This window comes from Streptomyces sp. NPDC002845 (assembly GCF_053591955.1).
In genome coordinates, this window is the sequence record NZ_JBSFUU010000110.1 from 1 (window position 1) to 26,138 (window position 26,138).

26 protein-coding genes, 1 tRNA gene and 1 pseudogene are annotated in these 26,138 nt (G+C 70.1%); 13 read left to right on the forward strand and 15 right to left on the reverse strand.

All coding sequences use genetic code 11. The features are described 5' to 3' along the window. Positions 1-277 precede the first annotated feature (277 nt). Together grpE and ACWD3C_RS43400 are read right to left on the reverse strand one after the other, a co-directional pair. A complete protein-coding gene (gene grpE, locus ACWD3C_RS43395) occupies positions 278-784 on the reverse strand; it encodes a nucleotide exchange factor GrpE (protein ID WP_451153424.1) in 507 nt (168 codons plus the stop codon). A 245-nt stretch (positions 785-1,029) separates the two neighbouring features. Next, a pseudogene (locus ACWD3C_RS43400) lies at positions 1,030-1,533 on the reverse strand (Hsp70 family protein); the annotation flags it as partial. A 360-nt stretch (positions 1,534-1,893) separates the two neighbouring features. Between ACWD3C_RS43400 and ACWD3C_RS43405 the strand changes: the two are divergent. The 4 genes from ACWD3C_RS43405 (at position 1,894) to ACWD3C_RS43420 (ending at position 3,967) form a co-directional block, all read left to right on the forward strand. Further along, on the forward strand, positions 1,894-2,334 hold the full coding sequence (locus ACWD3C_RS43405) for an Hsp20/alpha crystallin family protein (RefSeq protein WP_451153426.1): 441 nt from the start codon (positions 1,894-1,896) through the stop codon (positions 2,332-2,334). 134 nt (positions 2,335-2,468) lie between these two features. Continuing rightward, positions 2,469-2,852 carry an STAS domain-containing protein gene (locus tag ACWD3C_RS43410; RefSeq protein ID WP_451153430.1) on the forward strand — a complete coding sequence of 128 codons (384 nt, stop codon included), beginning with the start codon at positions 2,469-2,471 and terminating at the stop codon, positions 2,850-2,852. Next, complete coding sequence (locus ACWD3C_RS43415; RefSeq protein ID WP_451153432.1) at positions 2,849-3,331, forward strand: hypothetical protein; 483 nt, start codon at positions 2,849-2,851, stop codon at positions 3,329-3,331. Before ACWD3C_RS43410 ends, ACWD3C_RS43415 begins: the two co-directional genes overlap by 4 nt. A 189-nt stretch (positions 3,332-3,520) precedes the next feature. Next, on the forward strand, positions 3,521-3,967 hold the full coding sequence (locus ACWD3C_RS43420) for a hypothetical protein (protein WP_451153434.1): 447 nt from the start codon (positions 3,521-3,523) through the stop codon (positions 3,965-3,967). Positions 3,968-4,260: 293 nt separating this feature from the next. Here the strand turns inward: ACWD3C_RS43420 and ACWD3C_RS43425 are convergent, their stop codons facing one another. Further along, a complete protein-coding gene (locus ACWD3C_RS43425; RefSeq protein WP_451153474.1) occupies positions 4,261-5,217 on the reverse strand; it encodes an NAD(P)-dependent oxidoreductase in 957 nt (318 codons plus the stop codon). A gap of 112 nt (positions 5,218-5,329) precedes the next feature. Between ACWD3C_RS43425 and ACWD3C_RS43430 the strand changes: the two genes are divergently transcribed. Both ACWD3C_RS43430 and ACWD3C_RS43435 read left to right on the forward strand, forming a co-directional pair. Beyond that, positions 5,330-6,304, forward strand: a complete 975-nt coding sequence (locus ACWD3C_RS43430) for an intradiol ring-cleavage dioxygenase (protein ID WP_451153436.1) — start codon at positions 5,330-5,332, stop codon at positions 6,302-6,304. 9 nt (positions 6,305-6,313) lie between these two features. Beyond that, complete coding sequence (locus tag ACWD3C_RS43435; protein ID WP_451153438.1) at positions 6,314-7,138, forward strand: triphosphoribosyl-dephospho-CoA synthase; 825 nt, start codon at positions 6,314-6,316, stop codon at positions 7,136-7,138. Between the two features lie 275 nt (positions 7,139-7,413). On the opposite strand, the gene ACWD3C_RS43440 is transcribed toward ACWD3C_RS43435, so the two are convergent. Together ACWD3C_RS43440 and ACWD3C_RS43445 are read right to left on the reverse strand one after the other, a co-directional pair. After that, a complete protein-coding gene (locus ACWD3C_RS43440) occupies positions 7,414-8,901 on the reverse strand; it encodes an aminopeptidase P family protein (protein ID WP_451153440.1) in 1,488 nt (495 codons plus the stop codon). A gap of 117 nt (positions 8,902-9,018) precedes the next feature. Next, positions 9,019-10,566: a PP2C family protein-serine/threonine phosphatase gene (locus ACWD3C_RS43445; protein ID WP_451153442.1), complete on the reverse strand. Its 1,548-nt coding sequence runs from the start codon at positions 10,564-10,566 to the stop codon at positions 9,019-9,021. 480 nt (positions 10,567-11,046) lie between these two features. Here ACWD3C_RS43445 and ACWD3C_RS43450 point away from each other — a divergent pair, with 480 nt between their 5' ends. Then, on the forward strand, positions 11,047-11,712 hold the full coding sequence (locus ACWD3C_RS43450) for a bifunctional DNA primase/polymerase (RefSeq protein WP_451153444.1): 666 nt from the start codon (positions 11,047-11,049) through the stop codon (positions 11,710-11,712). 307 nt (positions 11,713-12,019) lie between these two features. Continuing rightward, positions 12,020-12,655 (forward strand): hypothetical protein, encoded by a 636-nt coding sequence (locus ACWD3C_RS43455; RefSeq protein ID WP_451153476.1) that lies wholly within the window; start codon positions 12,020-12,022, stop codon positions 12,653-12,655. Between the two features lie 264 nt (positions 12,656-12,919). Here ACWD3C_RS43455 and ACWD3C_RS43460 read toward each other — a convergent pair whose 3' ends face one another. The 3 genes from ACWD3C_RS43460 to ACWD3C_RS43470 form a co-directional block, all read right to left on the reverse strand. Beyond that, positions 12,920-13,885, reverse strand: coding sequence for a DUF5926 family protein (locus tag ACWD3C_RS43460; RefSeq protein WP_451153446.1), 966 nt, complete (start codon positions 13,883-13,885; stop codon positions 12,920-12,922). Positions 13,886-14,426: 541 nt separating this feature from the next. Beyond that, positions 14,427-15,056, reverse strand: coding sequence for an ATP-binding protein (locus ACWD3C_RS43465; RefSeq protein WP_451153448.1), 630 nt, complete (start codon positions 15,054-15,056; stop codon positions 14,427-14,429). 187 nt (positions 15,057-15,243) lie between these two features. Next, complete coding sequence (locus tag ACWD3C_RS43470; RefSeq protein ID WP_451153450.1) at positions 15,244-16,062, reverse strand: glycerophosphodiester phosphodiesterase; 819 nt, start codon at positions 16,060-16,062, stop codon at positions 15,244-15,246. 288 nt (positions 16,063-16,350) lie between these two features. Here ACWD3C_RS43470 and ACWD3C_RS43475 point away from each other — a divergent pair, with 288 nt between their 5' ends. Continuing rightward, the gene (locus ACWD3C_RS43475) at positions 16,351-17,865 is read left to right on the forward strand and encodes a S1C family serine protease (protein WP_451153452.1); all 1,515 of its coding nucleotides are present in this window, start codon (positions 16,351-16,353) and stop codon (positions 17,863-17,865) included. Positions 17,866-17,906: 41 nt separating this feature from the next. Then, positions 17,907-18,001, forward strand: a tRNA-Ser gene (locus tag ACWD3C_RS43480). Between the two features lie 193 nt (positions 18,002-18,194). On the opposite strand, the gene ACWD3C_RS43485 is transcribed toward ACWD3C_RS43480, so the two are convergent. The 3 genes from ACWD3C_RS43485 to ACWD3C_RS43495 all read right to left on the reverse strand — a co-directional run bounded on the left by ACWD3C_RS43485 (position 18,195) and on the right by ACWD3C_RS43495 (position 20,339). Beyond that, on the reverse strand, positions 18,195-18,773 hold the full coding sequence (locus tag ACWD3C_RS43485; RefSeq protein WP_451153454.1) for a hypothetical protein: 579 nt from the start codon (positions 18,771-18,773) through the stop codon (positions 18,195-18,197). A gap of 229 nt (positions 18,774-19,002) precedes the next feature. Next, the gene (locus ACWD3C_RS43490; protein WP_451153456.1) at positions 19,003-19,725 is read right to left on the reverse strand and encodes a tyrosine-type recombinase/integrase; all 723 of its coding nucleotides are present in this window, start codon (positions 19,723-19,725) and stop codon (positions 19,003-19,005) included. Positions 19,726-20,117: 392 nt separating this feature from the next. Next, a complete protein-coding gene (locus ACWD3C_RS43495; protein WP_451153458.1) occupies positions 20,118-20,339 on the reverse strand; it encodes a GntR family transcriptional regulator in 222 nt (73 codons plus the stop codon). Positions 20,340-20,485: 146 nt separating this feature from the next. Here ACWD3C_RS43495 and ACWD3C_RS43500 point away from each other — a divergent pair, with 146 nt between their 5' ends. Next, complete coding sequence (locus ACWD3C_RS43500; protein ID WP_451153460.1) at positions 20,486-20,836, forward strand: hypothetical protein; 351 nt, start codon at positions 20,486-20,488, stop codon at positions 20,834-20,836. Then, positions 20,833-21,345, forward strand: coding sequence for a hypothetical protein (locus ACWD3C_RS43505; protein ID WP_451153462.1), 513 nt, complete (start codon positions 20,833-20,835; stop codon positions 21,343-21,345). Before ACWD3C_RS43500 ends, ACWD3C_RS43505 begins: the two co-directional genes overlap by 4 nt. 509 nt (positions 21,346-21,854) lie before the next feature. Here ACWD3C_RS43505 and ACWD3C_RS43510 read toward each other — a convergent pair. From ACWD3C_RS43510 to ACWD3C_RS43520, 3 genes are all read right to left on the reverse strand, one after another. Then, positions 21,855-22,691, reverse strand: coding sequence for a protein kinase domain-containing protein (locus ACWD3C_RS43510; RefSeq protein ID WP_451153464.1), 837 nt, complete (start codon positions 22,689-22,691; stop codon positions 21,855-21,857). A gap of 70 nt (positions 22,692-22,761) precedes the next feature. Then, positions 22,762-23,205, reverse strand: a complete 444-nt coding sequence (locus ACWD3C_RS43515; protein ID WP_451153466.1) for a glycine-rich domain-containing protein — start codon at positions 23,203-23,205, stop codon at positions 22,762-22,764. A gap of 251 nt (positions 23,206-23,456) precedes the next feature. After that, positions 23,457-23,687 (reverse strand): hypothetical protein, encoded by a 231-nt coding sequence (locus ACWD3C_RS43520; RefSeq protein ID WP_451153468.1) that lies wholly within the window; start codon positions 23,685-23,687, stop codon positions 23,457-23,459. A 126-nt stretch (positions 23,688-23,813) separates the two neighbouring features. On the opposite strand from ACWD3C_RS43520, the gene ACWD3C_RS43525 reads away from it, so the two are divergent. Then, positions 23,814-25,154, forward strand: coding sequence for a helix-turn-helix domain-containing protein (locus ACWD3C_RS43525; RefSeq protein ID WP_451153470.1), 1,341 nt, complete (start codon positions 23,814-23,816; stop codon positions 25,152-25,154). On the opposite strand, the gene ACWD3C_RS43530 is transcribed toward ACWD3C_RS43525, so the two are convergent. Further along, the gene (locus ACWD3C_RS43530) at positions 25,132-25,665 is read right to left on the reverse strand and encodes an NUDIX hydrolase (RefSeq protein ID WP_451153472.1); all 534 of its coding nucleotides are present in this window, start codon (positions 25,663-25,665) and stop codon (positions 25,132-25,134) included. The genes ACWD3C_RS43525 and ACWD3C_RS43530 overlap by 23 nt on opposite strands. Positions 25,666-26,138 lie beyond the last annotated feature (473 nt).

Genomic DNA, 26,138 nt, shown 5'->3' on the forward strand with positions numbered 1-26,138 from the left:
CACAAACGTTCATGATCGCGGTGGCCGTCCTCATGCCCTCACCCACCCCGGCAAGGCGCTGACCAGTGCAGACGTCGGAACTACAGCTGCCGTGTCTGCCGACGCGGGCGAACCTCCAGCAAGTCACGATCATGCCCACCGGTCAGCCGGCTGACCGTTCCGGTGCCGTGCCGGGTCCGCGCCGTGTGTGAAGACGGGAATCTCCCGGCGAGCAGTGCTCAGCCCCTGCCGCGCAAGGGCAAGGGCAAGGGCAGGGGCTCGACCACGACGGCCCTGTTCAGGCCGGCTCCTGATCGCCTGCGGTCCGTGCGGGGCCCGGCTGCCCGTCGGGCGGCGGCGGTCCGGCGACCTCCACGTGGGCCGGACGCAGCAGACGGTCGCCGAGCCGGTAACCGGGGCGCAGCACCTTGGTACAGGTCAGCTGCCGGGCAGTGGTGTCGATGTGATGGGTCAGGGCTTCGTGCCGGGTGGGGTCGAAGACCTCTCCCTCCCTGCCGAACGCCTGCATCCCGAGCGCCGCGAGCTGGGTCTCCAGGGTGCTGGTGATGTCCTTGAGACCCGGGGTCATGGGCTCGTGCTCGCACGCGCGGTCCACGGCGTCCAGCACCGGCAACAGGGCGGTCAGCACGTTGACCACCGCGATCTCGCGCACGGCCAGCCGGTCCCGCCGTACCCGCTTGCGGTAGTTGTCGTACTCGGCCTTCACCCGCTGGAGATCCGCCGTGCGCTCCTCCAGCAGGCGCTGCAGCTCGGTGTTCTCCGTATGCGGTCGGCCGTTCACCATCGTCAGCCCGCCTCCGGTTTGTCGTCGTCGACGATCTCGGCGTCCATCACATCTTCGTCGGAGCCGTCGGAGCCGTCGGAGCCGTCGGAGCCGTTGGAGCCTCCGGAGCCGCCGGCCGCCCGGGACGTGCCCGCGGCCTCGGTGCGCGACCGTTCGTACAGCGCCGTGCCGATCTTCTGGGCCGCCTGCGCCGCACGGTCCATGGCCTGCCGGATCGACGCCGTGCCCGTGTTCTCGTCGTTCCCGTCCTTCAGCTTCTCCTTCAGGGCGGCCAGCGCGCTCTCCGTCTCGTTCCTCGCGTCCGCCGGATCTTGGCCGGTGATCTCGCCCGCCTCCTTGGTCGCCTGGCGCTGGGTGTCGTCGAAGTAGGCCGGGACGGTGATGACGGCGTTGGTGACGTCCTCGCCCAGGTACGCCTCCGCGTCCCGCTTCAGCTCCTGCAGCACGCGCGCGGAGATCTCCTGCGCGGTGTACCGCTTGCCGTCGATACTCCCGCTGTCCGGGAACCGCCGGCCGTGGTCGCCCATGTGCCGCTTCACGTTCACGGAGCGTGCCGTGCGCTCCACGTTCGTCACGGCCTGCCGCTTGGCGACCTCGCCGACCAGCACGTCGCCGCTCTTGGCGAAGGCCACGACCGACGGGGTCGTCCTGGCTCCCTCCGTGTTGGTGATGACGGTGGGCTCGCCGCCCTCAAGGACCGAGACCACCGAGTTCGTCGTACCGAGGTCGATGCCGACCGAGCGCGTCATCTGGTTCTCCCTCCTCAAAGTCGCTGTGACTGCCATGACCGCTGTGACCGCTGTTCAGAACGTCCGCTCCCACGGGCGGGCCGGAGCCGGGGGAGGCACGGTGCGCTCGCGGCCGTAGGCGGCGCACAGCCCGGGGTCGCGGTCCGTTCCCCCGTTCCGACCCTGCACTCCAAGCCACCTCCTCACCCGCCACGAGCTGCGGTTTCGGACTCGACTTGCCTACTCGTACGGATAAAACTTGAGTGCTCTCTTGTCAAGTCTGAGTCGGTGAGGTATATCCGAGGTATATCCATTGTGGAAGGCACTCCGGGCTCCCGGAGCCCGGACGGACAGCACCGACCAGGCGAAAGGAGTTGGACGATGGTCCTCATTCGCACGGATCCCTTCCGGGAGTTCGACCGGCTCGCTCAGCAGCTGACCCAGCAGGTGTTCGGCACCGTCGCCAGGCCGGCCGCCATGCCGATCGACGCGTACGAGATCGACGGCAGCTTCGTCGTCCACTTCGACCTGCCCGGCGTCGACCCCGACACCGTGGACCTGAACGTGGAGCGCGGCGTCCTGACCGTGCGGGCCGAGCGTCCCGCACCCGACGCCAAGGACGTCGACCTGCTGGTCGCCGAGCGGCCGTACGGCGTCTTCAGCCGCCAGCTCTTCCTTGGCGACTCCCACGACCTGGAGAAGATCAGCGCCGAGTACGACGCCGGCGTGCTCACCCTGCGCATCCCCGTGGCCGAGGAGGCCAGGCCCCGCCGTATCGAGATCAGCCGAGCGGACAAGGAGGCCAAGCGGATCGCAGGCTGAGCGGAAGAGCGGAAGAGCGGAAGAAGAGAGCGCAAGGCAGCAGACCGAGGACGAAACGCGGGCCCGGCACGCGTCGTAGTCGTACGAGGTGTGCCGGGCCGGTGACAGGCACGGGAAGCACGAGGCAGGTGACCATGGCTCTGTTCGTGGTGTCGCGCCGGGAACGCGGCTGGACCGTCATGGAAGTCAGGGGGGTCCTCGACACCGAGACCGCCCCGGAGCTGCGTGCCTGCGCCGCCACCGCGGCCGAACGCACCGGGCGCCCCCTGCGGGTGGTCGCCGACCTCACCGAACTGTCCTACTGCGACGTCGACGGGCTGAGCACCCTGATGGCCGTCCGCACCATGTCGCGGACGGGGCAGGGCGAACTGCGTCTGGTCTGCCCCGAGGGGCGTGTCCTGCGAGTCCTGCGGATCAGCCGCCTCGCCGATGCCCTGCCCGTCTACCCGACCCTGGAAGCCGCGCTGGCCCCGCCCGGCTCCGTCCGTGCCGACCGTCCAGGAGGTGTCGTGCAGTGATCACCGCACTGGCCGTAGAACGTGTGGAGTTCACCTGTGGGCACTGCTGGCACCGCTGGAGTGCCCACTACGACGTGCAGCGCTACGTGGACGATCAGGGGCAGGAGTGGGAGTCCTTCCACCGGGACAACGTCGGTGTCGCTTCGCCCTACACCTTCGAAGGCGCGCCCCCCTGCCCCTACTGCGAGCGACGCTGGGTCGGCCGTATCGTGGCCCGCAGGCCCGCAGGCCCGCAGGCCCGCAGGCCCGCAGGCCCGCAGGCCCGCAGGCCCGCAGGCCCGCAGGCCCGCAGGCCCGCAGGCCCGCAGGCCCGTCCCGCCGCCCGGCGGGCCCGACGCGCCGCGCAGCCGCGTTCCCGGCACCGGCGAACACCGCCCGGAGCGGCACTCGGCGCCGCTTCTGTCCGCCGCCGACCATCGCCAGCCGACCGCGGACACCCAGGCCCGACACACGTCGGCCGAGTCCGGCTGATCAGCTGATCAACGGCCGTCGGGGCGCGGGGCGGACGCTCGTCGGATCGGAGCAGAGAGGAAGTCCGGCGGAAAGGAGGCACCCCCTGGCTGCGCCCCGGTCCCCGTGAGACATGGACCGACGTGGATCGCTACGACCGGCTCCGGGCATCCGGAGGCCGCACACATCTGGAGGCTGCCGAAGGGAGCGACGCTTCGATGGCACGGCTCGTGGTGGAAGAGGACGACGTGGTCGTACGCCTGTCCTGGCGGGAAAAGGGGATGACCGGCTGCCGGAACGTACGCGTACCACTGACGGCGGTCAAGGACGCGAAGGTCGAGCCGGACTGGTGGCGTGCTGTGCGCGGCGAAAGGCGGCGAGGACGGCGGAGCCCCGGCCGGTTCTGCCTGGGAGAGTGGCGGCACCGCGACGGCCTGGACTTCGTCGCCGTACACGTCAATACGCCCGTGGTCTGCGTGGACCTGTGGCGCTCCGCCCCCTTCGCCCGGCTGTCCGTCTCCGCGACGGACGCCGAGGAAGCCGCCCGCTCGGTGCAGGAACTCAGAGCAGCACTCCGCCGCCCCACGGCTACCGCGGCCTCGGAACCCACCCCCCGAACTCCGCCCGAACGGCCGTCACCGGGCCGCATCAGTCGGCGGCCCTGACAGAGCAGCACTCCGCCGCCCCACGGCTACTGCGGCCTCGGAACCCACCCCCCGAACTCCGCCCGAACGGCCGTCACCGGGCCGCATCAGTCGGCTGCCGCAGGCGCACCCGGTAACTCTCATTAGTGAGGTGTTCCGGCCCCCGGTGAGGTCGGAAAACACCACGGAACCGGTGAGAGCTACCGAGCGCAGTTCTCACCGGCCCGCAGTTTTCTGCTGCTTTCTGGAGACAGACCCAGGAGACAAACCTGCGAGACAAACCCAGGAGACAGAACCGGAGACAAACCCAGAGGTCAGCCCTCACCCCCCTCGTCAAAGCTGGCGAAATACGCGGCGGCCATGTCCTCGTCGGCGTGGCCCTGGGCGGCGGCGCGCTCCAGGCGGTCGGCGCTCGCGGCGGCCACGTCCAGGCGGATGCCGTGTTCCGCGCCGGCTTCGACGATCAGGCGGGCGTCCTTGGCGGCGGTGGCGACGGCGAACTGGGCCGGGGTGAGCCGGTCGTCCAGGATCAGCCCGGACTTGGCCCGCAGATAGCCCATGTCGAGCGGGCCGCCCGCGATGAGCTCGAAGAAGCGCTCCGGGTCGACGCCGAGCACCTTCGACAGGGCCAGGACCTCACCGGCCGCGGAAGTGGCGGCCAGCACCCAGCTGTTGGCGACGAGCTTGAGGCGGGTCGCGGTGCCCGCCGCACCGTCCTCGCCCGTCCACACCGTACGGGCGCCGACCGCGTCGAACACGGGCGTCACCCTGTCCCGGCCTGAGTCCGGTCCCGCGGCCAGAACGGTGAGTTGTCCGGCCTCGGCGGGCCGGCGGGTGCCGAGGACGGGGGCGTCGTAGAAGGCGAGGCCGTGGTCGCGGGCGAAGCCGGCCAGCTCGGCGATGGCGTCGATCCCGGCGGTGGTCGACTGCGCCCAGGCGGTGCCGGGCCGCAGGGCGGGGGCCGCCGCGCGCATGACCTCCAGTGTGGCGGCACCGTCGTACAGCATGGTCAGGACGACATCGGCGTCCTGGACCGCCTCGGCGGGGCTGTCGGCGATGTGGGCGCCGTCGGCGGCGAGCGGTTCGGCTTTGGCGCGGGTGCGGTTCCAGGCGCGGACGGCGTGTCCGGCGCGGGCGAGGTTGCGGGCCATGGCGGCGCCCATGATGCCTGTGCCCAGGACGCTCACAGTGAGTTCGTCGGTCATGACGCCAGTCTCCCGCTCTCCCGCCGTCGCGGTACAACGGTCACCAAGCTCCCGCGCCGCGCGCACCTGGTGGCCCAACCCCCCACTCCCCACCCGGAATTCAGCCTTCCCGGCACTCCCAGCCCGTTCACAGGGACATCCCAGCCCACTGATGGACGGCGTCCCTAACTTCCTGGGCATGACGGGAAAACACAGGAACACCACCCTCACCCGGCGCCGCGCCCTCGCGGTGACCGGAGGCACGGTCGCCGCCGGCGGGCTCGCGGCCGCCGGTTACCAGGCGGCGTTCGCCGGCGAGACGACGACCACGGCCGCCACCGCCACCGCCGCCTCGGCCACGGCCTCGGAGAGCACGGCGTCCGCCTCGGCCTCCAGCAGCCAGTGCGTGCTGATGTCGAGCGTCACCGAGGGGCCGTACTACCTGGACGGCGCCCTCGTGCGGAAGAACATCACCGAGGGCAAGGACGGTGTCCCGCTGACGCTGCGGATCGTCGTCCAGGACACCACCGAGTCGTGTGCCCCGGTCGCGGGCGCGGCCGTGGAAATCTGGCACTGCGACGCCTGGGGCTACTACTCCGGCTACACCACCGCCAACCCCGGCGGCTCCGCGCCCGCCGAGAGCGAGGACGGCTCCACCGCCAACGACCAGACGTACCTGCGCGGTTACCAGATCGCCAACGCAGGCGGGGCCGTCAAGTTCAAGACGATCATCCCCGGCTGGTACACGCCCCGCACCTGCCACATCCACGTCAAGGTGCACACCGGCGGCGAGAAGGAGGACGGCACCTACGAGGGCGGCACGGTCAACTTCACCGGCCAGCTCTTCTTCGACGACGACGTGGTCCAGGAGATCTTCGAACTGGAGCCGTACAGCAGGCACACCGGCAGCTACACCACGCTCGACGACGACATGGTCTACGACGGCGGCGGCGCCTCCAGCGGCCTGCTGACCCTGGAGCCGGTGCACAAGAAGGACCCGTCCCAGGGCTACAAGGGCTACATCACCCTCGGCATCGACCCGGACGCCGAGAACACCGGCGCGGGAAGCGGCGGCGAGGGAAGCGGCGGCGAGGGCGGCGGTGAGGGCGGTGGCGGTACGCCGCCGGAGGGCGAGCCGCCGTCCGACGCCACGGCTGCCTCGGCCTCCTCGTAAGGCACGCGCATGAGCGGCCGTGAGGACGAGGCGCTGGCGCGGGCCGCCGTGACCGCGCTGACCCGGCAGCTGGAACTGGCCCCCAAGCCCGGCCTGCCCGACCCGCGCGATCTCGGTGCCCGCGTCACCCGGCAGGACCACCGCGCCCTGCGCTGGTCGGCGAAGGCGCTGGAACCCGGTCTCGCGGCGATGGCGGCAGCCGCGCGGCGGACCGGGGCGCCGACGCCCGGACTCCGGGCGGAACTCGGCGCGATCGGGCGCTCCACCGAGCACTCGGTGACGCTCGCGGGCGGCGGCCACCGCGGTGCCCTCTGGGTGCTCGGGTTCCTGGTCGCCGCGGCGGCCCTGGAACCCGGCGCGCGGGGCCGCGAACTCGTCGCCACCGCCAAGAAGATCGCCGCCCACCCCGACCGCCGTGCACCCCGGCGGCCCTCCCGGGGGTCGTCCGTCTCCGCCAAGTACGGGGCGGCCGGGGCGCGCGGTGAGGCGCGGGCCGGGTTCCCGCACGTACGGCGGGCGCTGGACGCGCTGGCCGAGGCCCGTGGCTCGGGTGCGCCCGAACCGTACGCCCGGCTCGACGCCCTCCTCACCGTCATGTCCACCCTCCAGGACACGGAGTTGCTGTACACGGCCGGTCCGCTGGGCCTCCGCCATGTCCAGGCGGGCGCCCGCGCCGTCGTGGACGCCGGCGGCACCTCCACGGACGCCGGGCGCGAGGTGCTCACCGCCCTCGACAACGACCTCCACGCGCGCGCGTGGAGCCCTCGGGGCAGCGGGGCGCTGCTGGCGGGGGCGTTGTTCGCGGACTCGGTGCCGGTGGCGGTGGCGGCATAGGGCCCGGGACGTGGGGCGGACGGTTCGTCCGCCCCACCCGCCAACAGGGCGTAGACCAGCCAGGCGGGCGCGTCGGTCCGTTCGGTGATCCACAGGGGTGTCCCTGGATATCTCCCTCGGCGGCCAGCTGGTCGTACACCGTCTTCGCCGTACCCCGCGACATCTCCAGCTCGGCCGCCGGCCGCCGGGTCGCGGGCAGCCGGCACACCAATGGACCCCTCCCCCGGACACACCAATGGCCGGGCACCCCGCGGTACCCGGCCATCCCTCTCGGCTCAGCCCTTCAGTGACGCCATCCACGCCTCGACCTCGTCGGAGCGGCGCGGGAGAGCCGCCGACAGGTTCCGGTTGCCGTCTTCGGTGACCAGGATGTCGTCCTCGATGCGGACGCCGATGCCGCGGTACTCCTCGGGCACCGTCAGGTCGTCCGCCTGGAAGTACAGGCCGGGCTCGACCGTCAGGCACATGCCGGGCTCCAGCGTGCCGTCCACGTACGTCTCCACACGCGCGGCCGCGCAGTCGTGGACGTCCATGCCGAGCATGTGCCCGGTGCCGTGCAACGTCCAGCGGCGCTGGAGGCCGAGCTCCAGGACGCGCTCGACCGGGCCTTCCACCAGGCCCCACTCGACGAGCTTCTCGGCCAGCACGCGCTGTGCGGCGTCGTGGAAGTCGCGGTACTTGCCGCCGGGCTGCACGGCGGCGATCCCGGCCTCCTGGGCCTCGTACACGGCGTTGTAGATCTTCTTCTGGATCTCGCTGAACGTGCCGTTGATCGGCAGCGTGCGCGTGACGTCGGCCGTGTAGTACGTGTGGGTCTCCACGCCCGCGTCCAGCAGGAGCAGGTCACCGGAGCGCACGCGGCCGTCGTTGCGCACCCAGTGCAGCGTGCAGGCGTGCGGGCCGGCGGCGCAGATGGAGCCGTAGCCGACGTCGTTGCCCTCCACGCGCGCGCGGAGGAAGAACGTGCCCTCGATGTAGCGCTCGGACGTGGCCTCCGCCTTGTCCAGTACGCGGACGACGTCCTCGAAGCCGCGCACGGTCGAGTCCACGGCCTTCTGCAGCTCGCCGATCTCGAACTCGTCCTTGACCAGCCGCATCTCGGAGAGGAAGACCCGCAGTTCCTCGTCCCGCTCGGCGGTGACCTTGTCGGTCAGCGCGGCCTCGATGTCGGCGTCGTGGCCGCGCACGACCCGGACCGGGCCGGTGGCCTCGCGCAGCGCGTCGGCGAGTTCGCGCACGTCGGAGGCCGGGATGCCGTACAGCTCGGCCGCTTCGGTGAGCGAGTGGCGGCGGCCGACCCACAGCTCGCCGTGGCCGGAGAGCCAGAACTCGCCGTTCTCGCGGTCGGAGCGCGGCAGGAGGTAGATCGTCGCCTCGTGGCCCTCGCCCCGGGGCTCCAGGACGAGCACGCCGTCTGCGCTCTCATTGGGCCGGCCGCCCGTGAGGTACGCGTACTCGACCGAGGCGCGGAACGGATACTCCGTGTCGTTCGAGCGGGTCTTCAGGTTGCCCGCGGGGACGACCAGGCGCTCGCCCGGGAAGCGCGCGGAGAGCGCGGCACGGCGGGCGGCGGTCTCGGCGGCCTGCGCGAGGGGCTCCAGGTCGTGCAGCTCCGTGTCGGCCCAGCCGGACTTCATGTTCTCGGCCAGCTCGTCGGACACGCCCGGGTACAGGCCGTTCTTGCGCTGCTTGGCGGGCTCTTCCTCGGAAGCCTCCGCAGACGTCTCCTCCGGGGTCGCCGGGAGCTCTTCGGACACGGTCATCCTCCTAGTTACGGCGCTGGACCCCCACCATCGTACGGTCGTACAGGTCGTACAGAAGGGGGCCCAGGGCCGTATGGCCTGTTACCGAAAGGCCCGCTACCGAAGGCGGTCGCACGCTCACTCGAAGCGCGCCGCGAGGACGACGACGTCCTCCTTGCCGCCGGCCGCGTCGAGTCCGTCGGGCAGCACGCTGCGCAGGACGTGGTCGGCGAGTGCGCCCGGGTCGTCGCGCAGCGCCTTGGGGACGTTCGCCGCCGCCGCGTGGAGCCGGGCGAAGGCGCGGTCCACGGGGTCGCCGGTGCACTGGACCAGGCCGTCGGTGTACATCAGCACGGTCTCGCCCGCCTGCGCCTGGAACTCCACGCTGGGCGCCTCCCAGCAGGCCAGCATCCCCAGGGGGGCCGACAGGGACGTCTCCACGAACTCCGTGCGCCGTTCGCCGATCAGCAGCGGCGGGCTGTGTCCGGCCCCGGCGAGCGTGATCCTGCGGAGCGCGGGCTCGCAGTACGCGAAGAGGGCGGTGGCGGACCGGGCAGGCTCGGTGAGTCTCAGGAGCAGTTCCAGGTCCGACAGGACGGCGACGGGGTCCTCGCCCTCCATGACGGCGTACGCCCTCAGGGACGCCCGCAGCCTCCCCATCGCGGCGATCGCGCTGGGCCCCGACCCGGTCACGGACCCCACGGCGAGACCGAGCGCGGCGTCGGGCAGCGGCAGCGCGTCGTACCAGTCGCCGCCGCCGTGCGGCCCGCTGCGGTGCCGGGCGGCGAGCTGCACCCCGGCGACCCGGGGCAGCCGGGAGGGGAGCAGCTCCTCGGCGATCGTCGTCATGCACGCGCGCGTGCGCTCGATTTCGACGATCCGGGCCAGATGCTCGGTCGCGTAGCGCGCGTACAGACCGACCAGGTGCCGCTGCCGCTCGGCCGGTTCGGCGGGCTCGTCGTAGAGCCAGACGGCGGCACCCAGGCGGCCCGCGGCCTTCGTCGAGAGCGGCAGTGTGTAGCAGGCCGCATAGCCGAGCCGCGCGGCCACCTCGCGGTGGCGGGGGTCGAGCCCGTCCTCGGCGAGGAGGTCGGGCTGCGCGATCTCGTCCGCCTCGCCGGGAGGTCCGGCCGGTGTGTCGAGGATCTTCCCGTACGACATGGAGGAGCGCGGCACGGTCTCGATGTGGCCGAGATCGGCCCGGACCAGGCCCAGCCCCATGGTGGTGTCCGGGCCGAGGCCGTCACCGGGTTCCAGGACGACGAGTCCGCGCCGGGCGCCCACGAGGGCGGCTCCGGCGCGCAGCAGCTCCTGGAGGGCTTCGGCGAGTGAGTCCGTGCGTGCCAGTCGTTCGGTGAGTTCGTGGAGGGTCGTGAGGTCCGAGACCCAGCCCGCCAGCCTGTCCTGGAGGAGGGCACCGGGACCGGAGGGGCTGTCGGGGGAGCCGGGGGAGGCCGAGGACGCGGCCGAAGAGGTACCCGTGGCGGCAGGCTTCGGCGCGACAGTGTGTGCGGGCGGGGGAACCGTTGAATCGATTCCGGCCACTTTCGGGAGGTGAGGGGCGTTCATGGCGTCCGGCTTTCCGACCGGTGCGTATTGCTCAAAAGCATCGCAAACCCCCATGTGATTCTGCGCCGCTTGCAGTGTCTCCACATGTACACGCACTCGTGCTGAGATGTCCAGCATTGTCCTGCTGGGATATCTGGTGTCCGTGGGGCTGTTATGGAAAAGCAAAGTTGGCTCAAAAGTGACCCGGGGAACGGTGTATTGCGGTCGACTGGCCTCGTTCGACGGAGCGTCACAGCGGTCGTGATGGGTACGTACTCGGTGAAGGCCAGGGGTGGTTGGGATCTGCCCGGAACCTGGCGGTGGACCCGGGCGTCTTAGCCACCGACGACCGAGCCCCATCCTCCCGTGGCGGAGGCGGCGAGCAATACCGGGACGGCAAAACGCCAGGCGCCGCCACCCCCACGCCATGCCCATACTTCGGATACGCGCGAGTATGAGCAGGAACGACGCGGACGCAGCCAATGCTCGACCCATAGGGGTTCCCCTTGTCCAAGGCAGGGGTGTGATGCGCCAGCAGGTACGCACAGTGAAGTGATCGACACATGGTGTGATGGCCCACAGTGTTGCCAGGCGTGCAACGGAAAGGAACGAGCGCTCATGCGCGAGATCCCCGCAAGGCGACGCAGGCTCCTGTCCAGGCGGAACGGTGGGAGGTCTGAGATGCTCCAGCAGGCCCTGACGTTCGCCACCGAATGGCAGTGGCCCGTTCTCCCGGGCGTGGCACCGGACCCGCAGGGGCGGGCCCGCTGCGGATGCCCCGACCCGGAGTGCGTGGTACCCGGCGCTCATCCTTTCGACCCCGGCCTCCTCGCGGCCACCACCGACGAGCGCATGGTCCACTGGTGGTGGACCAACCGGCCGACGGCGCCGATCGTGCTGGCCACCGGGGGCAGGGCCCCCTGCGCGGTGAGCCTGCCGGCCCTCGCGGCCGCCCGCGCCCTGGCCGCCCTCGACCACATGGGGATGCGCCTCGGCCCGGTCGTGGCCACGCCCACGCGCTGGTCGATCCTCGTGGCGCCGTACTCCATGGAGCAGCTGGGCGAACTGCTGTACACCAAGGACTTCGTGCCCGGCTCCCTCCGCTTCCACGGGGAGGGCGGCTACCTCGCCCTGCCCCCGTCCGAGACCGGCCAGGGCCGGATCCGCTGGGAGCGCGCGCCGCTGCCCGGTTCGTCCGCGCCCTGGGTGCCCGATGTCGAGGCCGTCGTGGACGCGGTGGTCGAGGCCCTCACTCGTACGGGTGTGAGCGCCCCCGAGTTGTGAGGGTGTCGGGCGCGCGGGCGGCCGGGCGCCCGCGACCGCTCGTTATCTTCCGCTCATGCAGCGTCTTCCCGGGGCCCACAGGGCCTCATCGCCGCCGCGCGGCGGGCCGGACCCGCGCAAGGTCCGCCTGGCGGCGCTGATCGGCGTCGTGGCGGCCATGACGGTCGTACCGCTGGCGGCTTCGGCAGGGCCGGTGGGTGACGGCTCCGGCGACGGCGTTGCCGGGGGCGGGGACGGGGGGCATGCGGACGTACGTACGTCCGAGGTCGGTGACGACCGTGCGTCTGGTGATGTCTCTGGCCGTGACTTGGACCATGGCTCTGGCCGTGTCTCCGGCCATGTCCCTGGCCGTGACTTTGGCGATGCTTCTGGCGCCGAGGGCCGTACGTCCGAGTCCGGTGGTGCCGCTGAGGCCGACCGGGTTCTTGGAGCCGGCCGTGTTCCTGGAGCCGACCGTGCTCCCGAAGTCGGACGCGCCCCTGGAGCCGATGGCGTCCCTGAAGCCGAGGGTGTTCTTGATGGCGACAACAGGGCGCCGGTCCCCTCGGCCTCGGACGACGACTCGCGGTCGTCCCTGCTGCTGGGTCTCGGGCCGGCCACCGCCGCCCGCTGTGGACCCGAGCTCACCTCCCCCGACGGCATCGAGGCGCAGACCTGTGTCCTGACGCGGGGCGAGGAGACATGGGCGCGCACGTACTACCGCAACGCGACCGGCGAGGAGCTGAGCGCCGTACTGAGCTTTCTGGCGCCCGACGGGCGCACGGTGCGGATGCACTGCGCGGTGGGCGCGCAGGACGAGCCGGGGGCGTGCGAGACGCCGAGGGAGCGTACGAGGGGTGAGATGGGGGCGTACACGGCGGTCGCGGAGTTCGCGGCGAGCGCCGGGCGCGGACCACTGCTGCTGCGCTCCGGGAGCAACTCGCCCCGGCCGACGGTGGGTTGATACCTCGCCCGGTTCCGTACAGCAACGGGTGCGTGGCCTGTGCATGGCCGGTGCATGGGAAGACCCGGTTGCTGGCGACGGGGGATGCACCAGCAACCGGGCTATTGGAACGGTAACAAGAGATCTGCGGTTCGCAAATTCGATCTCGGCTATTCGGACACGGATTTCCTTGCCACAGTGGGGAGTTGTGACAGGAGTCACCCGTTCCGACACTGCTGGACCACCGCTGGACCGGCTGAACGGACGGTCAGCGGAAGCCGTTGGTCAGCTGAGCGTGACCTGACGGTTGGTCAGCCCGCCGCGTGCCCGGCGCTCGTCCGCGGTGAGCGGAGCGTCCGAGGCCAGAGCGGTGGCGAGGCGTTCGGCGAACTCGGCGGCAGGCTTCTCGATGTCCTCCGTGCCGACCCCGCTCGGCAGGTCCCAGACGGGCACGGTGAGGCCGTGCGCACGGAAGGAGCCCACCAGGCGGGTGCCCTCGCCCAGGCCCGACCGGCCGGCCGCGTGCAGTCGCGCGAGCGCGTCCAGAAGCTGCTCCTCCGGGTGCGGCATGACCCAGCGCAGGTGGTTCTTGTCGGGGGTCTCGCACCAGTACGCGGCGTCGACGCCTGTGAGCTTCACGGTCGGGATGGCGGCCGCGTTGGCCCGCTCCAGGGACGCGGCGACGTCCGGAGTCGAGTTCTCCGCGTCCGGAACCCAGAATTCGAAGCCCGTGTGCACAACTGGCTCGAACGCGCCTTCGGGATCGACCAGATCCTGCAGCCGCGGACCGTCGGCCGGGGCGCGGCGCCCCTGAACCGGAGTGCCGGGCTCCGCGACGAGGGCGCGCCGGAGGGTGTCGGCGAGGTCGCGGCTGATGTCGCCGGACGCCGTGTCGTTCTGCAGGCCCAGCAGCACCGAGCCGTCGTCGCGGCGCAGCGCCGGCCACGCCATCGGCAGCACCGTGGCGAGCGTGACCGACGGGACGCCCTCGGGGAGTTCCTCCCTCAGCGTCAGCTCGACGGTCGCGGCAGGCACCAGCTCGCGCAGCGCGACCCAGTCGCACTCGCCGGGCAGACCTTCGAAGGGGCGCTGCACGAGCTCGGTCACCGCGTGTGCGGCGGCCCGGCCGTGGCAGGCCTTGTAGCGGCGGCCGCTGCCGCAGGGGCAGGGCTCGCGAGCGCCGACAACCGGGATCTCTCCGTTGGTGATCTGCGGGCGCTTGGCCTTTGTCTGGGGGCGCTTCTTGGCCATCGTGGGTGTCTCCCGGTTACCGCTCGTCTCGTACGGCGCGAGCCTACGGCCTGTCCGGCTGGTCCGGTCCGGGGCCGCGAGGTCCGGCCTCCGCGGCGGCGCCGGGCGTCGTCCTCCTCAGCCCATGCGCTGCCGCGCGCCGAATCCCGCTCACCCGCGCTCAGGAGGCACCGTAGCCCGGAGTCGGCGTGACCCGCCGCACAGACCCTAGCGGCTCGGCGGGCCGGTGCCCCGGCCAAGCCCGAACGCCTCCCGCACCTGAGATTCCCGCCCCCGCCGCACCTGCCGGCCCACCCCAGGCACCCTCAGCCCGTCCGGCGCTTGAGGACGAGGCCGTTCAGGCCGATCCACAGCAACTCCCACCCACCCGCAGACGCCCCACCCACCCGCAGACGCCCCACCCACCCCGGGGTCCAGGGGGCGCAGCCCCCTTGGCGGGTCGAAGGGGCGGAGCCCTTGGAGATGGGGGATGGGACGGGCAGGGGGCGGCGGGGGCGAGAAACACACCCCGGTCGCCGAGGCTCAGCCCCAACCCCCGAACTCAGTCCAGGTCGTCAAACGCGTCCGCAAAGTCCAGGTCAGGTATCGCGGAGACCGACGGAGCCGTCACGCGTGTGGCGAAGTCGTCCCGCCGCCGTGCATGGGCCACCCCGTCGTGGACGACAACCCAGACCGTGACCTCACCATGGGTGTCGTCCCGGACACCCCAGTCATCGGCCAACGCCGTGATGATGTTCAGCCCACGGCCACCGTGCGCGGTGACCGAGGGCGTGGACGGAACCGGGCGGGTCGGACCACCGCCGTCCGTTACCTCGACCGTCAGCCGTCCCGACGAGTCGACCCGCCACGCGGCGAGTACGTCACCGTCACCGGCCAGGGCGTCACCGAGCGGCCTGCCATGCCGACAGGCGTTGCTCAGCAGTTCGGAAAGGATCAGTACGGCGTCGTCGATGACCGATTCCGCCACACCACCGGTACGCAGCTGAGCGCGCATCCGATGTCTTGCTTCCCCCACGCCCGCAGGGCCATGGGGTACGGCCATGCTCGACGACGTGGGCACCTCCTGTGCCACCACCAACGCCACCCCCGAGACCTCCTTCGCCCCACGCCACGGTGTGAATGCCCCATTGGACTGGACTGGAAACCGGCCGGTGCGCGTCCGCTGACGCACTCGTAACGATCGAATACGGATCGAACGCGCCGGAGCACTCCCTGTAATCGGACGGCCGATTCCGAATGCCTTCTTGAGGCTTTCTGAGGCTTCCTTGGGGAGGGATTTTCCTTTTTGGTGAGTCGGCTCGGTGGGCCGTCCGGTGGGGCCGGTTCGGTGGGCCGGTCCAGTGTGTCGGCTCGCTGGCTCAGCGCCCCAACTGCCGCAACACCGCCCGCGGCCGATTGGTGATGATCGCGTCGACGCCCAGCTCGACACAGAGGTCGACGTCCTCGGGCTCGTTCACCGTCCACACGTGCACTTGGTGACCGGCCCCCTTCAGGCGCTCGACGTACGCCGGATGGTTGCGCACGATCCGGATCGAGGGCCCCGCGATCCGCACCCCCGCCGGCAGCCGCCCGTCACGCAGCCGGGGCGAGACGAACTGCATCAGATAGACCGTCGGCAGCGTCGGCGACGAGGTCCGCACCCGGTGCAGCGAACGCGCCGAGAAGCTCATGACCCGTACCGACGACTGGGCGGCGGACTCCGGCGCGTCCAGCCCGAACCGCTTCAGCAGGAGCAGTAGCCGCTCCTCCACCTGGCCCGCCCACCGCGTCGGGTGCTTGGTCTCGATGGCCAGTTCCACATGGCGCCCCGCGTCGGCGACGAGTTCGAGGAGCCGCTCCAGGGTGAGGACGGAGGTGTCCTCCCGGTCCTCGGGGCGGTGCTCCCAGTCGGGTGCCTCCTCGCGGCTCTGCCAGTTCTTCCAGGAGCCGAAGTCGAGGGCGGCGAGGTCGGCGAGCTCCAGCGCCGACACCGCTCCGCGGCCGTTGGACGTACGGTTGACGCGGCGGTCGTGGACGCAGACGAGGTGTCCGTCCGCGGTCAGCCGTACATCGCACTCAAGGGCGTCCGCACCGTCCTCGATGGCCTTCCTGTACGCGGCCAGCGTGTGCTCGGGAGCCTCTTCGGAGGCTCCGCGGTGGGCGACGACCTGAATCGGGTGCTGTCGTGCGTGGGTCACCGCGTCATGGTGTCATCGCGCGCGGGTACGCGTGGGGGCGGCACCATCGGCAATGAGTCCGTTTAGTCCGACAGATCCGATATAAAGGATGGTCCTGGACCCACAGCCACCGCTTATGGTGCTCTGACGGTCCATGGGAAAAGCTGTCGGCATACAGAAACACATGCACCAGAACCCCATGCAACACATGCACGGATGCACAGCTTCAGCGCGCCCGGACCGTCGAAGCGTGAACGAGCGTGACCGAGTGCGATCGAGAACAACAGCCGTGGACCGAGGAGAAGAGCTGTGAGCACCGAGAACGAGGGCACCCCGGTACCCCCGGCCCCGTCCGCACCTCCCGTGCCGGTGGAAACTCCCGCTGCTTCCATGCCGGCTCCGACACCCGAGACCCCCGCCCCTGCCGCGGAGGACGCCCCGACGGCCCCGATCCCCGCGACACCGCCGGGCACACCGACGGCACCGCCAGGTACGCCGCCGGCACCCGAACAGGGACTGCTGCCGCCCGGCGCTCCGGCGTACGCGTCCGGCGCGGACCAGAACGCGGGGGCGCCCGGCACGTACTCCTCCGCCCCCGAGGCGGGCTGGCCGCCCCCGCCGCCGCCCGCGACCCCGTCGTACGCCGACGGCGGCGGCGCGGGCAACGGCTGGGGCACCGCGTACCACCAGCCGCAGCCCACGCCGAAGCCCGGCGGCAGGCGCGGCGGACTGGTCGCCGCGATCATCGTGGCCGCTCTCGTCGCGGGCGGTGTGGGGGGCGGCATCGGCTACACGCTGGCCGACAGAAACGACTCCTCCAGCAGCTCCACGACGGTCTCCGCCGCCCAGAGCGGTGGCGACCTCAAGCGCGACGCCGGTACGGTCGCCGCCGTGGCCGCCAGGGCGCTGCCGAGCACCGTCACCATCGAGGCCGAGGGCAGCAACGGCGAGGGCGGCACCGGCACCGGGTTCGTCTTCGACAAGGAAGGCCACATCGTCACCAACAGCCACGTGGTGGCGGACGCGGTCGACGGCGGCAAGGTGACCGCGACCTTCCCCGACGGCAAGAAGTACGACGCCGAGGTCGCCGGCCACGCACAGGGATACGACGTGGCGGTCATCAAGCTCACGGACGCCCCCTCGGACCTCCAGCCCCTCACCCTCGGCGACTCCGACAAGGTGGCCGTCGGCGACTCCACCATCGCCATCGGCGCGCCCTTCGGCCTGTCCAACACGGTGACGACGGGCATCATCAGTGCCAAGAACCGCCCGGTGGCCTCCAGTGACGGCACCGGCAGCAGCTCGTCGTACATGAGCGCCCTGCAGACGGACGCGTCCATCAATCCGGGCAACTCCGGCGGCCCGCTCCTCGACGCCCAGGGCAACGTCATCGGCATCAACTCCGCCATCCAGTCCTCCAGCAACGGCGGCTTCGGTACCGGCCAGTCCGGCTCCATCGGCCTGGGCTTCGCCATCCCGATCAACCAGGCCAAGAACGTCGCCCAGCAGCTCATCAAGACCGGTGAGCCCGTCTACCCGGTCATCGGCGCCTCCGTCTCCCTCGGAGAAGGCACGGGCGGCGCGAAGATCACCGAGGGTGGCGCCGCCGACCCCATCACTCCCGGCGGCCCCGCCGACAAAGCCGGCCTCCAGCCCGGCGACGTCATCACCAAGCTCGACAACACCCCCATCGACAGCGGCCCCACCCTCATCGGCGAGATCTGGACCCACCAGCCCGGCGACGAGGTCACCCTCACCTACACCCGCGACGGCAAGACCCGGACCGCCGAGGTCACCCTGGGCCAGCGCGAGGGCGACAGCTGACCGGTCAGTCTTGTCCCCGCACGGCCACGACCCTCGGCCGTGCGGGGTGGGTTGCCCGGGCGGCCTAAGGGAACGGTCTTGAAAACCGTAGTGGCGTGAGAGCGTCACCGTGGGTTCGAATCCCACCGCCTCCGCAGGTCAGAGATGTGCTGGTCAGAAGGGGTGTCTCCAAGTGAGGGGCATCCCTTCTGCGTGGAGGGTGTCTCACCTTGATCCGGCTCTGTTGCGTTGTGGATCAGTGCGTGTGGACCAGGCGTGGACCAAAGTGCGGCGGAATGGAACCGCGTACGCGCTGGTCAGCGGCCTTCTGAGGTCTGGCACTCGCTTCGTCAGCCGGAGATCTCTGACCACACGGTTGCCTGCGCCGTTACACCCGTGTTGAGGCTGTTGCTCGTTGACGTGATGGTCAGCACAGCTGTACGGCCCTCCATCGTTCTGACGCAGATCACCGCTCCCACTGTGGCCTCGACCCGCTTGACGCCCTGGGCGGACACGAGATCGGAGCACTCCCGCCTCGTAGGCATTGTCTTCTCCGGCCACAGGGCAAGGTCTGGCTCAAAGCTGCTGGAGAGCCGAGGTGGGTTGACCAAACCCAGGTCGACATCGCCACTGCCGCCGGGGACGCGCTCTGGCGGTTTTTCGTCGAGGTACAGATCGTCATCGGTGATCCGCACTTGCCCCGTCCACTGGATGGTGCTGGCCGGTGAGGACAGCGATGCCGAAGGCGCCGGGGCTTCCGTCGAGGGTGAGGCGGTGTCCTGCTCACTCGCACTCGATGATGCGGACGCGGACGCGGACGCGGAAGGGGAAGCGGCATCGGCAGGAGCATCGGTGTCCGATGATGACGGCCACACAGCGACGAGCACCGGCACCACAATGGCCAAGGCAGGTATCAGGATGCCGATCACCCACCACGCCCACTTTGGCTGCCGGTGCTCCGAGGGTGGCTCATCGGACGGCCCCGGCGGAGTGGTGCTGTCCTGAACGCCGTCGGGATCGGCACTCAACTGGGGTTCCCATCTTTGTGGAGCCTGCCAACTGAATGGTCTCGCACCATACAAACACGGGGCGGGCTTCCGCCACATCGCCAACTCCACAGTAGGGAAACCTCAGTTGTTGCACAGGCACCGGAGCCGTCTATTCCTCGTCGGCGGCCTCCAAGACTCGCTCGATCTGTTCGTTTGAGCGCTGCTGGTTGCGGTGAATCGCCTTGGCGTAGAACCGGAACAGAACCGCGATGCTGTGTCCGGCCTGGCGCGCGACTTCGGCTGGGGATACGCCGGACTCAAGCCAGAGCGAGACTCCCGCGTGGCGCAGGGAGTACGGCACGTCAGCCAGTGGTGAGGCTGCCTCGGACTCCGTGAGCACCGCGAGCCGGGCAGCCTTCCGCACCTCCCCGTACTCCTTGGACAGGAGGTGGCCGCCTTGGGCGGCACGGAACAGCTGGCCATCCTCGGCGGTGCCGAACTCCTTGATGTGCTCGCGGATCAGGCGCACCAGGACGGGCGGGATCGGAACCGGCCGGGTCGCCTTGCGGGCCCGCTTCTTCAGGCCGCGCGTATCGAACGACTCGCCTGTGTCGGTCCAGCCGGAGCCGACTCGGGGCATGCTCGTGGAGAACAGGACTTCGCCCCAGCTCTCTTCGGGAAGCCTGAAGTCGTCCTCACGAAGACCGACCGCCTCACCAGGGCGGTTGGCCGCGTAGTAGAGGCAGCCGAAGAACGCCTTCAGATGCCGTCCGCGTTCGCCCTGCTCCCCGACAGCGTCGATCAGCGCCTTCGCCAGCTTCGGTTCGGGCCGGGGACAAACCGGAAGTCGATCTCGTCGTCTGTCAAGTTCGCTTAGACGACCAGTAGTCACAGGGGCTTATCTGTGCAGTTCAGCGGGCCAGGAACGGGCGCCGTCGTCAGTCGGTGGACTCGTCACCCTCCGGCGGATCGACGGCGTCTCGGCGGGCACCGGCGAAGATCTGCCGAAGCCGGGCGCGCTGGCGGGGGCTGAGCGGCGGCGCCTGGTCGACCAAGGCGCGGATGTGCGCTCGGTCAGCGGCCGTCAGGGACGTCTTATCGCTGTCAGGGATCTCGTCTGTGCGGTCGTTGTTCTGGCGGTCAGTCGCTGAAGGTCTTCCTCCCCGTCGTGTGGGCTGCCGCACACGACGGCAGCAACAGAGGAAGCCGCGCCGCGAAACGGGGGGATTGCGCCGGAATGCACGGCGGTCAGTCGGTGGGCTCGTCATCCCCGGACGCGTCGGGTTACACCACGTAGAACCCGCGCGGGATCTCCTTACGCAACCGTCCCTCCGACACCAAGACAGCCACGGCACGCACGGCCGTCGACTGGCTGATGTCGTACTCAGCGCTCAATGCCACGGTGCCCGGGAACCTGTCCCCGCTGCGCCATTCCCCAGCGTCCAGCCTGCGCCGGAGATCATCGGCGACCTGCGGGGCGAACGGCACTGAACGATCAAGCTGCATATACCCAGCGTGCGAGCGATTCCACTGGTCGGCTATCGAAATAGTCCACTAGTCAGCTAGTCTCGACAGTCCGAAACGCAAAACGCCCCAGCGCGGGAGCTCTGACCCTTCCGCACCGGGGCTGACCGAAGATTGGAGCTTCGGCTATGCGAAACCCTATCCACGCGTTCCTGCGATGGGTACTCGACGTGTTCAAGCCCGGCACCGGCAAGCGACGCGCTACCCCGCGCCCCACCACAGCGGCCCCCGTGCGGCGGCCCGAGGCGTCCCGTACGACCACATCCCGGCTTCCCGCCCACCGCTCCCCCTACGGGCTTCACGAGCGGCTCGACGGGGCGGCGGCGGCCATGGTTCGCCCGTACGTCCTCGCCGCCGAACGGGAGCGGCAGGGGGAGCGGGCGCGGCAGTACCGGCGCCGTGTCGCTGTGGTCCTGGCCACTGACTTCGGCATCGACCTCGACCGTCACGTCATCGGTGCCGAGGGGGTGTCGGCGTGAGCGCGTTTCCCGAGACGACCCCCGACGCGGATCTGTGCGGGGCGCGCCGGTACGGATGGCAGCGGCCCGGACCGGGCCGTCACCGTCTGCCCTGCCTCCTGCCCGGCGGGCACGACGGCGGCCACCAGGATGCGTTCATGGCGACGTGGCCCCCGACCTGTGAGGACTGCGGCACCACCACGGGACGGCTGGAGGGCAACACGACCGTAGAGGCGGACGGCACCGTACGGGACGGGCACCTGTGCGGCCCGTGCGCGACCGTGGCTGTGCCTGGTCCGGCCCCCGAGCCCGAGCCCGCGCGGCGGCCGGTGCGGATGTGCGTCCGCTGCTGCACGATCACGGACCGGCCGGTCGTCGTCTCCGAGGTACACGTCAACACCGGCCCCGGCTTCAACGTGTACGCCTGCCCGGACTGCGCGCCGCTGTTCCCGCCCGTGCCGGACGTACTCACCCTCCTGCCCGCCGGTCGTCGCGCGGGGGTGGGCGGTGAACGGGCGGGCGCACGGTGACCGTGCCCACCCTCGACCACGGCCCCGTCACGATTACCTGTCCCGCCTGTTGCACTGTCGACCACACGGCCGAACGGTGGCCCACAGAGCGGCAGTCCGAGCCCAGTTGCCATGCCACGTCGGCAACGCCCAGGCCGGATCTGGGTGCGGCCCGTGACGCATGGAAGAAGCGTGGTTGAGGCCGGTACGGGGTTGCTGGAAACACACGTGACGGGTGCTCGTTCGGCTGTCCCGCCGCCGTGGCTGACTTTCGGTGGCTCAGGTCAGAACTGTGTTTCTGCCGGCCGAACCGCAACGGTGGTCCTCATCTAATTCGACAACAGGGAACCGGGGTTGCAGCCGCGCCCGACTCCGAGCACGCCGACCGTCCCGGTACCATCGGCACCAGGGTCCTGATCAGCACTTCTGCGACCGGACCACCTCGAATGCTGTCCAGGCCGAGGGTGGTCCGGTCTCTTGTTGTTGGCCTCAGCCGCGCGAGCGACGCCGGATAAACCGGGGCTTCGGGATCAGCTCAGGGCCTTACGCACCTCGTAGATGGTGGGCCGATCCTCGGGAGCATGGCTGAGCATCGCGTCGATCAGATCGCCCAGCTCACCAGGCGCCTTCACGGGCCGACGCCGACCGTTCGCCACGGCCTCTCGCTGCACCGGGCGCGGAGCCTCGTCCGGGTACTCGACTGCCCGCCAGCCTGTGGCGGAGATGAGTAGGGACGCACCGAGCGCGTAGATGTCGGCTGCCTCCGTCGGCTCCGCTTCTCCGGTGGCGAGCACACTGCGGGCGATCTCCGGTGCCTCGTAGTGGACGAGGCAGCCGTGGAACGGGAAGTCGTACCCTTCGGGCACGTGTCCGCCTCGGGCAAGGGCGAGGTCGATGAGATGTGTCCGCTCCGGCCCGATGATGAAGTGGGCAGGCTGCACATCACCGTGCGCCCAGCCCTTTACGTGGAGTTCGGCCAGCGCTTTGACGCATTCCAGCGCCACGTTGGTGTCCGGTGCGATGGACGAGTCCCGCTTACGGCAGGGTTCCCACAGCCTGTACAGGTCCGGCCCCTCGTGCCACGGCTGGAAGTTCCACGTTCCGCGCTCCCACTCGCCGTACGCGATCTCAGCGAAGCCGAGTCGATGCAGGACGGCACCCTCGCGTGCGGGCGCGAGCGCAGTCCAGGGCTGGGCAGGCCAGTCGGCCGTGGCCTCGATCGGATAACCGAGCTTCACCGCGTACCGGCCCCGGTGGCTCTCCACCTCCCAGACCGAGGAGCCACGGCGGTCGATGACGAGGCGCTGAGCCGTGGGCATCAGGGCGTCGAGCACCATGATCGGCAGTTCAGGGGTTGAGCCGGACAAGGTCGCTTCTCCTTCCTGGCGAGCGCGGCCGACCACAAGCAGAGGTCGGCCGCGCCGCTGTTGCCGCGTACTACGCCTGACCGTACGGTCGGCCGCAGTCCGAATCGCACTGCGCGAGGTTCTCGCCGTTCACGGTCCACAGATCGTCGAAGACCATGAACCCGGCGGCCTTCATCGCGTGCGCCGAGGCGGCGACCATCTCAGGGTCGCGGGCTCCTCCGCCGGGCTTCGGGTTGTGGTGCAGGAAGCGACCCGCGTACGTCTCGCAGAGCCCGGCGTACTCCTTCGTGTGCAGGATGAGGGCGTGGAGGCCGAGGTCCACGTCATCGGACGGGACCATGGGGACGGTGGCGGTGGCCGCGGTGACCAGGAACGCGACCGCCTGGTCCGCGATCCGCTCGGCACGCTCGGCCGACTGTCCGTTGTGGACGACCACGAAGCGGGCGAGGCTTTCGAACAGCTCCTCACCAGCCACCGCGCGGCCGGTCTTCTGATCATTCGCTGTTGCCGTCATGCGCAATCTCCTTGTGTGAGACGGTGCGTGGCACTTTCCGCCCGCATGGATCGTCGAGCCTTCGCTCATGGACGACCGGGACGCGGGCTTGGATGGCCGGCCCCGAACGGGGACGGGGAGCCGGGGAGTTGGCACCCGTTCGGGGCGGCCGGTCTACTGGCTGGTGCTGAGGGCCTGCCGATCACCAGGCCGCACGACCCGCTGATGCAGATGATGAGCACCGACCCCGGCGTACCGGCCGATGGCGCGCATCACAGCCCGACCCGGCTGTTGCCGTTCTTGATGGTCAGACGTGCGCTCAGTTCCTCCCGCGCGCCGAGCGCCACCACGTTGTCCGGCATGGCGTCCCACTCCTTGCCGCCACGGATCGGCCTCATCTGCACGCGGCCACCGAGGTCACCCATGACGACGCCGATACGCCCACTGGCGCTGTCCTTCGCCAGTTCACCGATGCCTGGTCTGGTCTGCTGGTTGCTCGCCATGCACAGGAGCATCGCGATCCGAGGACCGCCGCCGAAAGGTCAGGCTGATTACCCAACTTGGGTAACATCGCGGGAAGTAGAGAATCAGCGACGTTGCGTAGCCCTCGCACTGTGGGAGCTTGCCCAATGCCCGACGCCGACCGGCCGCAGGAACTGCCTGCCAGGCTGCTCACCGATCCCGAGATGATCAATGCATGTCGGGTACGGGACTTCGCCAGAGTCTTCCGACTGGTGAAGACCAGAGCGGGCATCTACCCGTCGATGATCGCCAGACGATGCGAGCTGACCCCCAGCCGAGTGGGCGAAGTGGTCGCCGGGCGACGCCAGTTGCTGCACATGGACGTCATCGAGCGCATCGCCGACGGCTTGCGCATCCCAGGACACATGCTCGGGCTTGCCCGGCGGCCTTGGGAGACGCCCCGGGCTCTCGTCGTCGCCGAGCGCGAGGCACCTCAAGAACCGGAGCCGGAGAAGCAGACACCCGCGTCTCTGCCGGGGCCGGATGTGGACAGCATCCTGGCCTTGGCCACCCGAACAAGCCTCAGCACAGCCACACTTGAAGCATTCCGGTCGTCCATCGAAGACTACTGGCGACGGGACGACCAGCACGGCGGCGAGGCACTGAGGCCGGCCATCGTCGGCCAGCTCCGGTATGTCGTCGGGCTCCTGAAGGAGAGCCGACCACCGTCCATCCAGAACGGGCTGTACGGAATCGCGGCCGAGCTGGCACGCCTCACCGGCTGGACCTACTTCGACGCCCGCCAGTACAACCAGGCGCGCGCGTACTTCACCGAGGCGCTGCAACTGGCCAAGGAAATCGACGACCGCCAGTTCATGGCCAACGTCCTTGCCTGCATGAGCTTGCAGGGCACCTACCAGGACAAGCCCGCGGACTCCCTGGCACTCGTGACCGCCGCCCAGGACCAGGCCCGCTCAGCACTCGACACCACCCCACGGGTCCTGTCCATGCTGTCGATGCGCGAAGCCTTCGCTCACGCCACTCTCGGCAACCGCGATTCCACGCATGGGGCGATCGGAGAGGCGCACCGCCATTTCGAGCAGATCCGGGCGAGCGACCCGGACCCGTCATGGGTGACCTACTTCGACGAGACGAAGCTGATCGTCGACACCGGCATTGCTCACGGCCGACTGGGCGAGGCTGCGACCGCCGAACCCCTGATCGCGGACGCATTGCGGCGCGAGGCCCGCACCAACCAGCGTGGCCGGGCGTTTCACGCGTTCTGGCTTGCCCGTACGCAGCTGGACCAAGGCAAGCTTGACCAGGCGTGCCACACCGCCACGCAAGCACTGGAGCCCGCGTCGGCGGTGGCCTCCGAGCGGGTGTCGGGCCATCTGAGGGAGTTCTACGACCAGTTGGCCCCGCACAGGCAGGAGCCCGTAGCTCTAGCCTTCGAGGCGCGGCTACGGGCAGTCCTACCACCGGTCAGCGGATCGCTTCGTCCATGAGCAGGTACAGCAGGCCGACGAGCGAGCCGCTGCTCACGATCTCGCGGCGGTCGATCATGCCCCGCACCTCCGAGAGAGGTATCCACTCGATGCAATCGGATTCGTTCTTCTCCGTGGGTGGTCCAGCGTAGGTAGCGCCGTCCACGCGGAAGACGTGGTGCTGTGAATCGGTGATCCCGTTGGCAGGCTCGGCGTAGATCAAGGGCTTGATGGGGCCAGGGCGCCAGCCCGTCTCTTCCAGGACTTCGCGGGCCGCCGCCTCTTCCGGGGACTCGCCCTCCTCGACCAGGCCCATGGGCAATTCCCAGGCCCACGAGTCCGTGATGAAGCGGTGCCGCCACATCATCAGGACCTCTTGCCGATCATTGACCACGGCGGCCACGGCCAGGTGCCGGAGGCGAACGACGTGGTACTCCCACCTGCGCCCGTCAGGCTGCTGCACGTCGACCAGACACAGATTCACCCAAGGGTTGGTGTAGACCTGTCGCTCACCGTGGGTCTTCCACTCCATACCTGCGGCCCCTCTCGATCGGACTCCAGGATCTCAGACCGATCTGAAGGTGGGCGCACGTTCGACTCTTTTCGCGTCACCTTGACGAGATATCCCTCGCGTGCTCCGCACTCCGGCTGGAGCGGCCAAGCGTCAAAGGGGGGAGTAGTGGTGTGTCGTCGAGCTGGCGTGTGCCTTGCTGTGGGCCTGGAGCACACCAGAGAAGATCAGCGTGGGAAGCTTGGGTGCTACAGAGGTGGTTCCCGGTCTGACCAGTGACGAAGCGGCCCCAGTACTTGGCTGGCCGGTCCACGAGACCCCGCTGTTCCCCGCTGTTCCCCGCTGTTCCCCGCTCGATCTGGTGCGCTTGTGGTGCAGACTGCGCGCACGGTCGTGGTCTGTCGCCGTTCCGTGAACCGTGACCCCCTATCGGTCGATGAAAAGTGACCCCTTCCGTGATCGAGTGATCAGTCTGGCTCCATGGGAGTCAGGTG

What these genes read in the sequence shown, in the direction of transcription:
- ACWD3C_RS43440 (WP_451153440.1), bottom strand. Translation starts at nt 8,901, where the DNA reads ATGACCGTGTCCGAAGAGCTCCCGGCGACCCCGGAGGAGACGTCTGCG.
- ACWD3C_RS43530 (WP_451153472.1), bottom strand. Translation starts at nt 25,665, where the DNA reads ATGGAGTGGAAGACCCACGGTGAGCGACAGGTCTACACCAACCCTTGG.
- ACWD3C_RS43450 (WP_451153444.1), top strand. Translation starts at nt 11,047, where the DNA reads ATGCGCGAGATCCCCGCAAGGCGACGCAGGCTCCTGTCCAGGCGGAAC.
- ACWD3C_RS43460 (WP_451153446.1), bottom strand. Translation starts at nt 13,885, where the DNA reads ATGGCCAAGAAGCGCCCCCAGACAAAGGCCAAGCGCCCGCAGATCACC.
- ACWD3C_RS43495 (WP_451153458.1), bottom strand. Translation starts at nt 20,339, where the DNA reads ATGCAGCTTGATCGTTCAGTGCCGTTCGCCCCGCAGGTCGCCGATGAT.
- ACWD3C_RS43420 (WP_451153434.1), top strand. Translation starts at nt 3,521, where the DNA reads ATGGCACGGCTCGTGGTGGAAGAGGACGACGTGGTCGTACGCCTGTCC.
- ACWD3C_RS43405 (WP_451153426.1), top strand. Translation starts at nt 1,894, where the DNA reads ATGGTCCTCATTCGCACGGATCCCTTCCGGGAGTTCGACCGGCTCGCT.
- ACWD3C_RS43445 (WP_451153442.1), bottom strand. Translation starts at nt 10,566, where the DNA reads ATGCTGGACATCTCAGCACGAGTGCGTGTACATGTGGAGACACTGCAA.
- ACWD3C_RS43520 (WP_451153468.1), bottom strand. Translation starts at nt 23,687, where the DNA reads ATGGCGAGCAACCAGCAGACCAGACCAGGCATCGGTGAACTGGCGAAG.
- ACWD3C_RS43430 (WP_451153436.1), top strand. Translation starts at nt 5,330, where the DNA reads ATGACGGGAAAACACAGGAACACCACCCTCACCCGGCGCCGCGCCCTC.
- ACWD3C_RS43525 (WP_451153470.1), top strand. Translation starts at nt 23,814, where the DNA reads ATGCCCGACGCCGACCGGCCGCAGGAACTGCCTGCCAGGCTGCTCACC.
- ACWD3C_RS43500 (WP_451153460.1), top strand. Translation starts at nt 20,486, where the DNA reads ATGCGAAACCCTATCCACGCGTTCCTGCGATGGGTACTCGACGTGTTC.
- ACWD3C_RS43435 (WP_451153438.1), top strand. Translation starts at nt 6,314, where the DNA reads ATGAGCGGCCGTGAGGACGAGGCGCTGGCGCGGGCCGCCGTGACCGCG.
- ACWD3C_RS43515 (WP_451153466.1), bottom strand. Translation starts at nt 23,205, where the DNA reads ATGACGGCAACAGCGAATGATCAGAAGACCGGCCGCGCGGTGGCTGGT.
- ACWD3C_RS43410 (WP_451153430.1), top strand. Translation starts at nt 2,469, where the DNA reads ATGGCTCTGTTCGTGGTGTCGCGCCGGGAACGCGGCTGGACCGTCATG.
- grpE (WP_451153424.1), bottom strand. Translation starts at nt 784, where the DNA reads ATGGTGAACGGCCGACCGCATACGGAGAACACCGAGCTGCAGCGCCTG.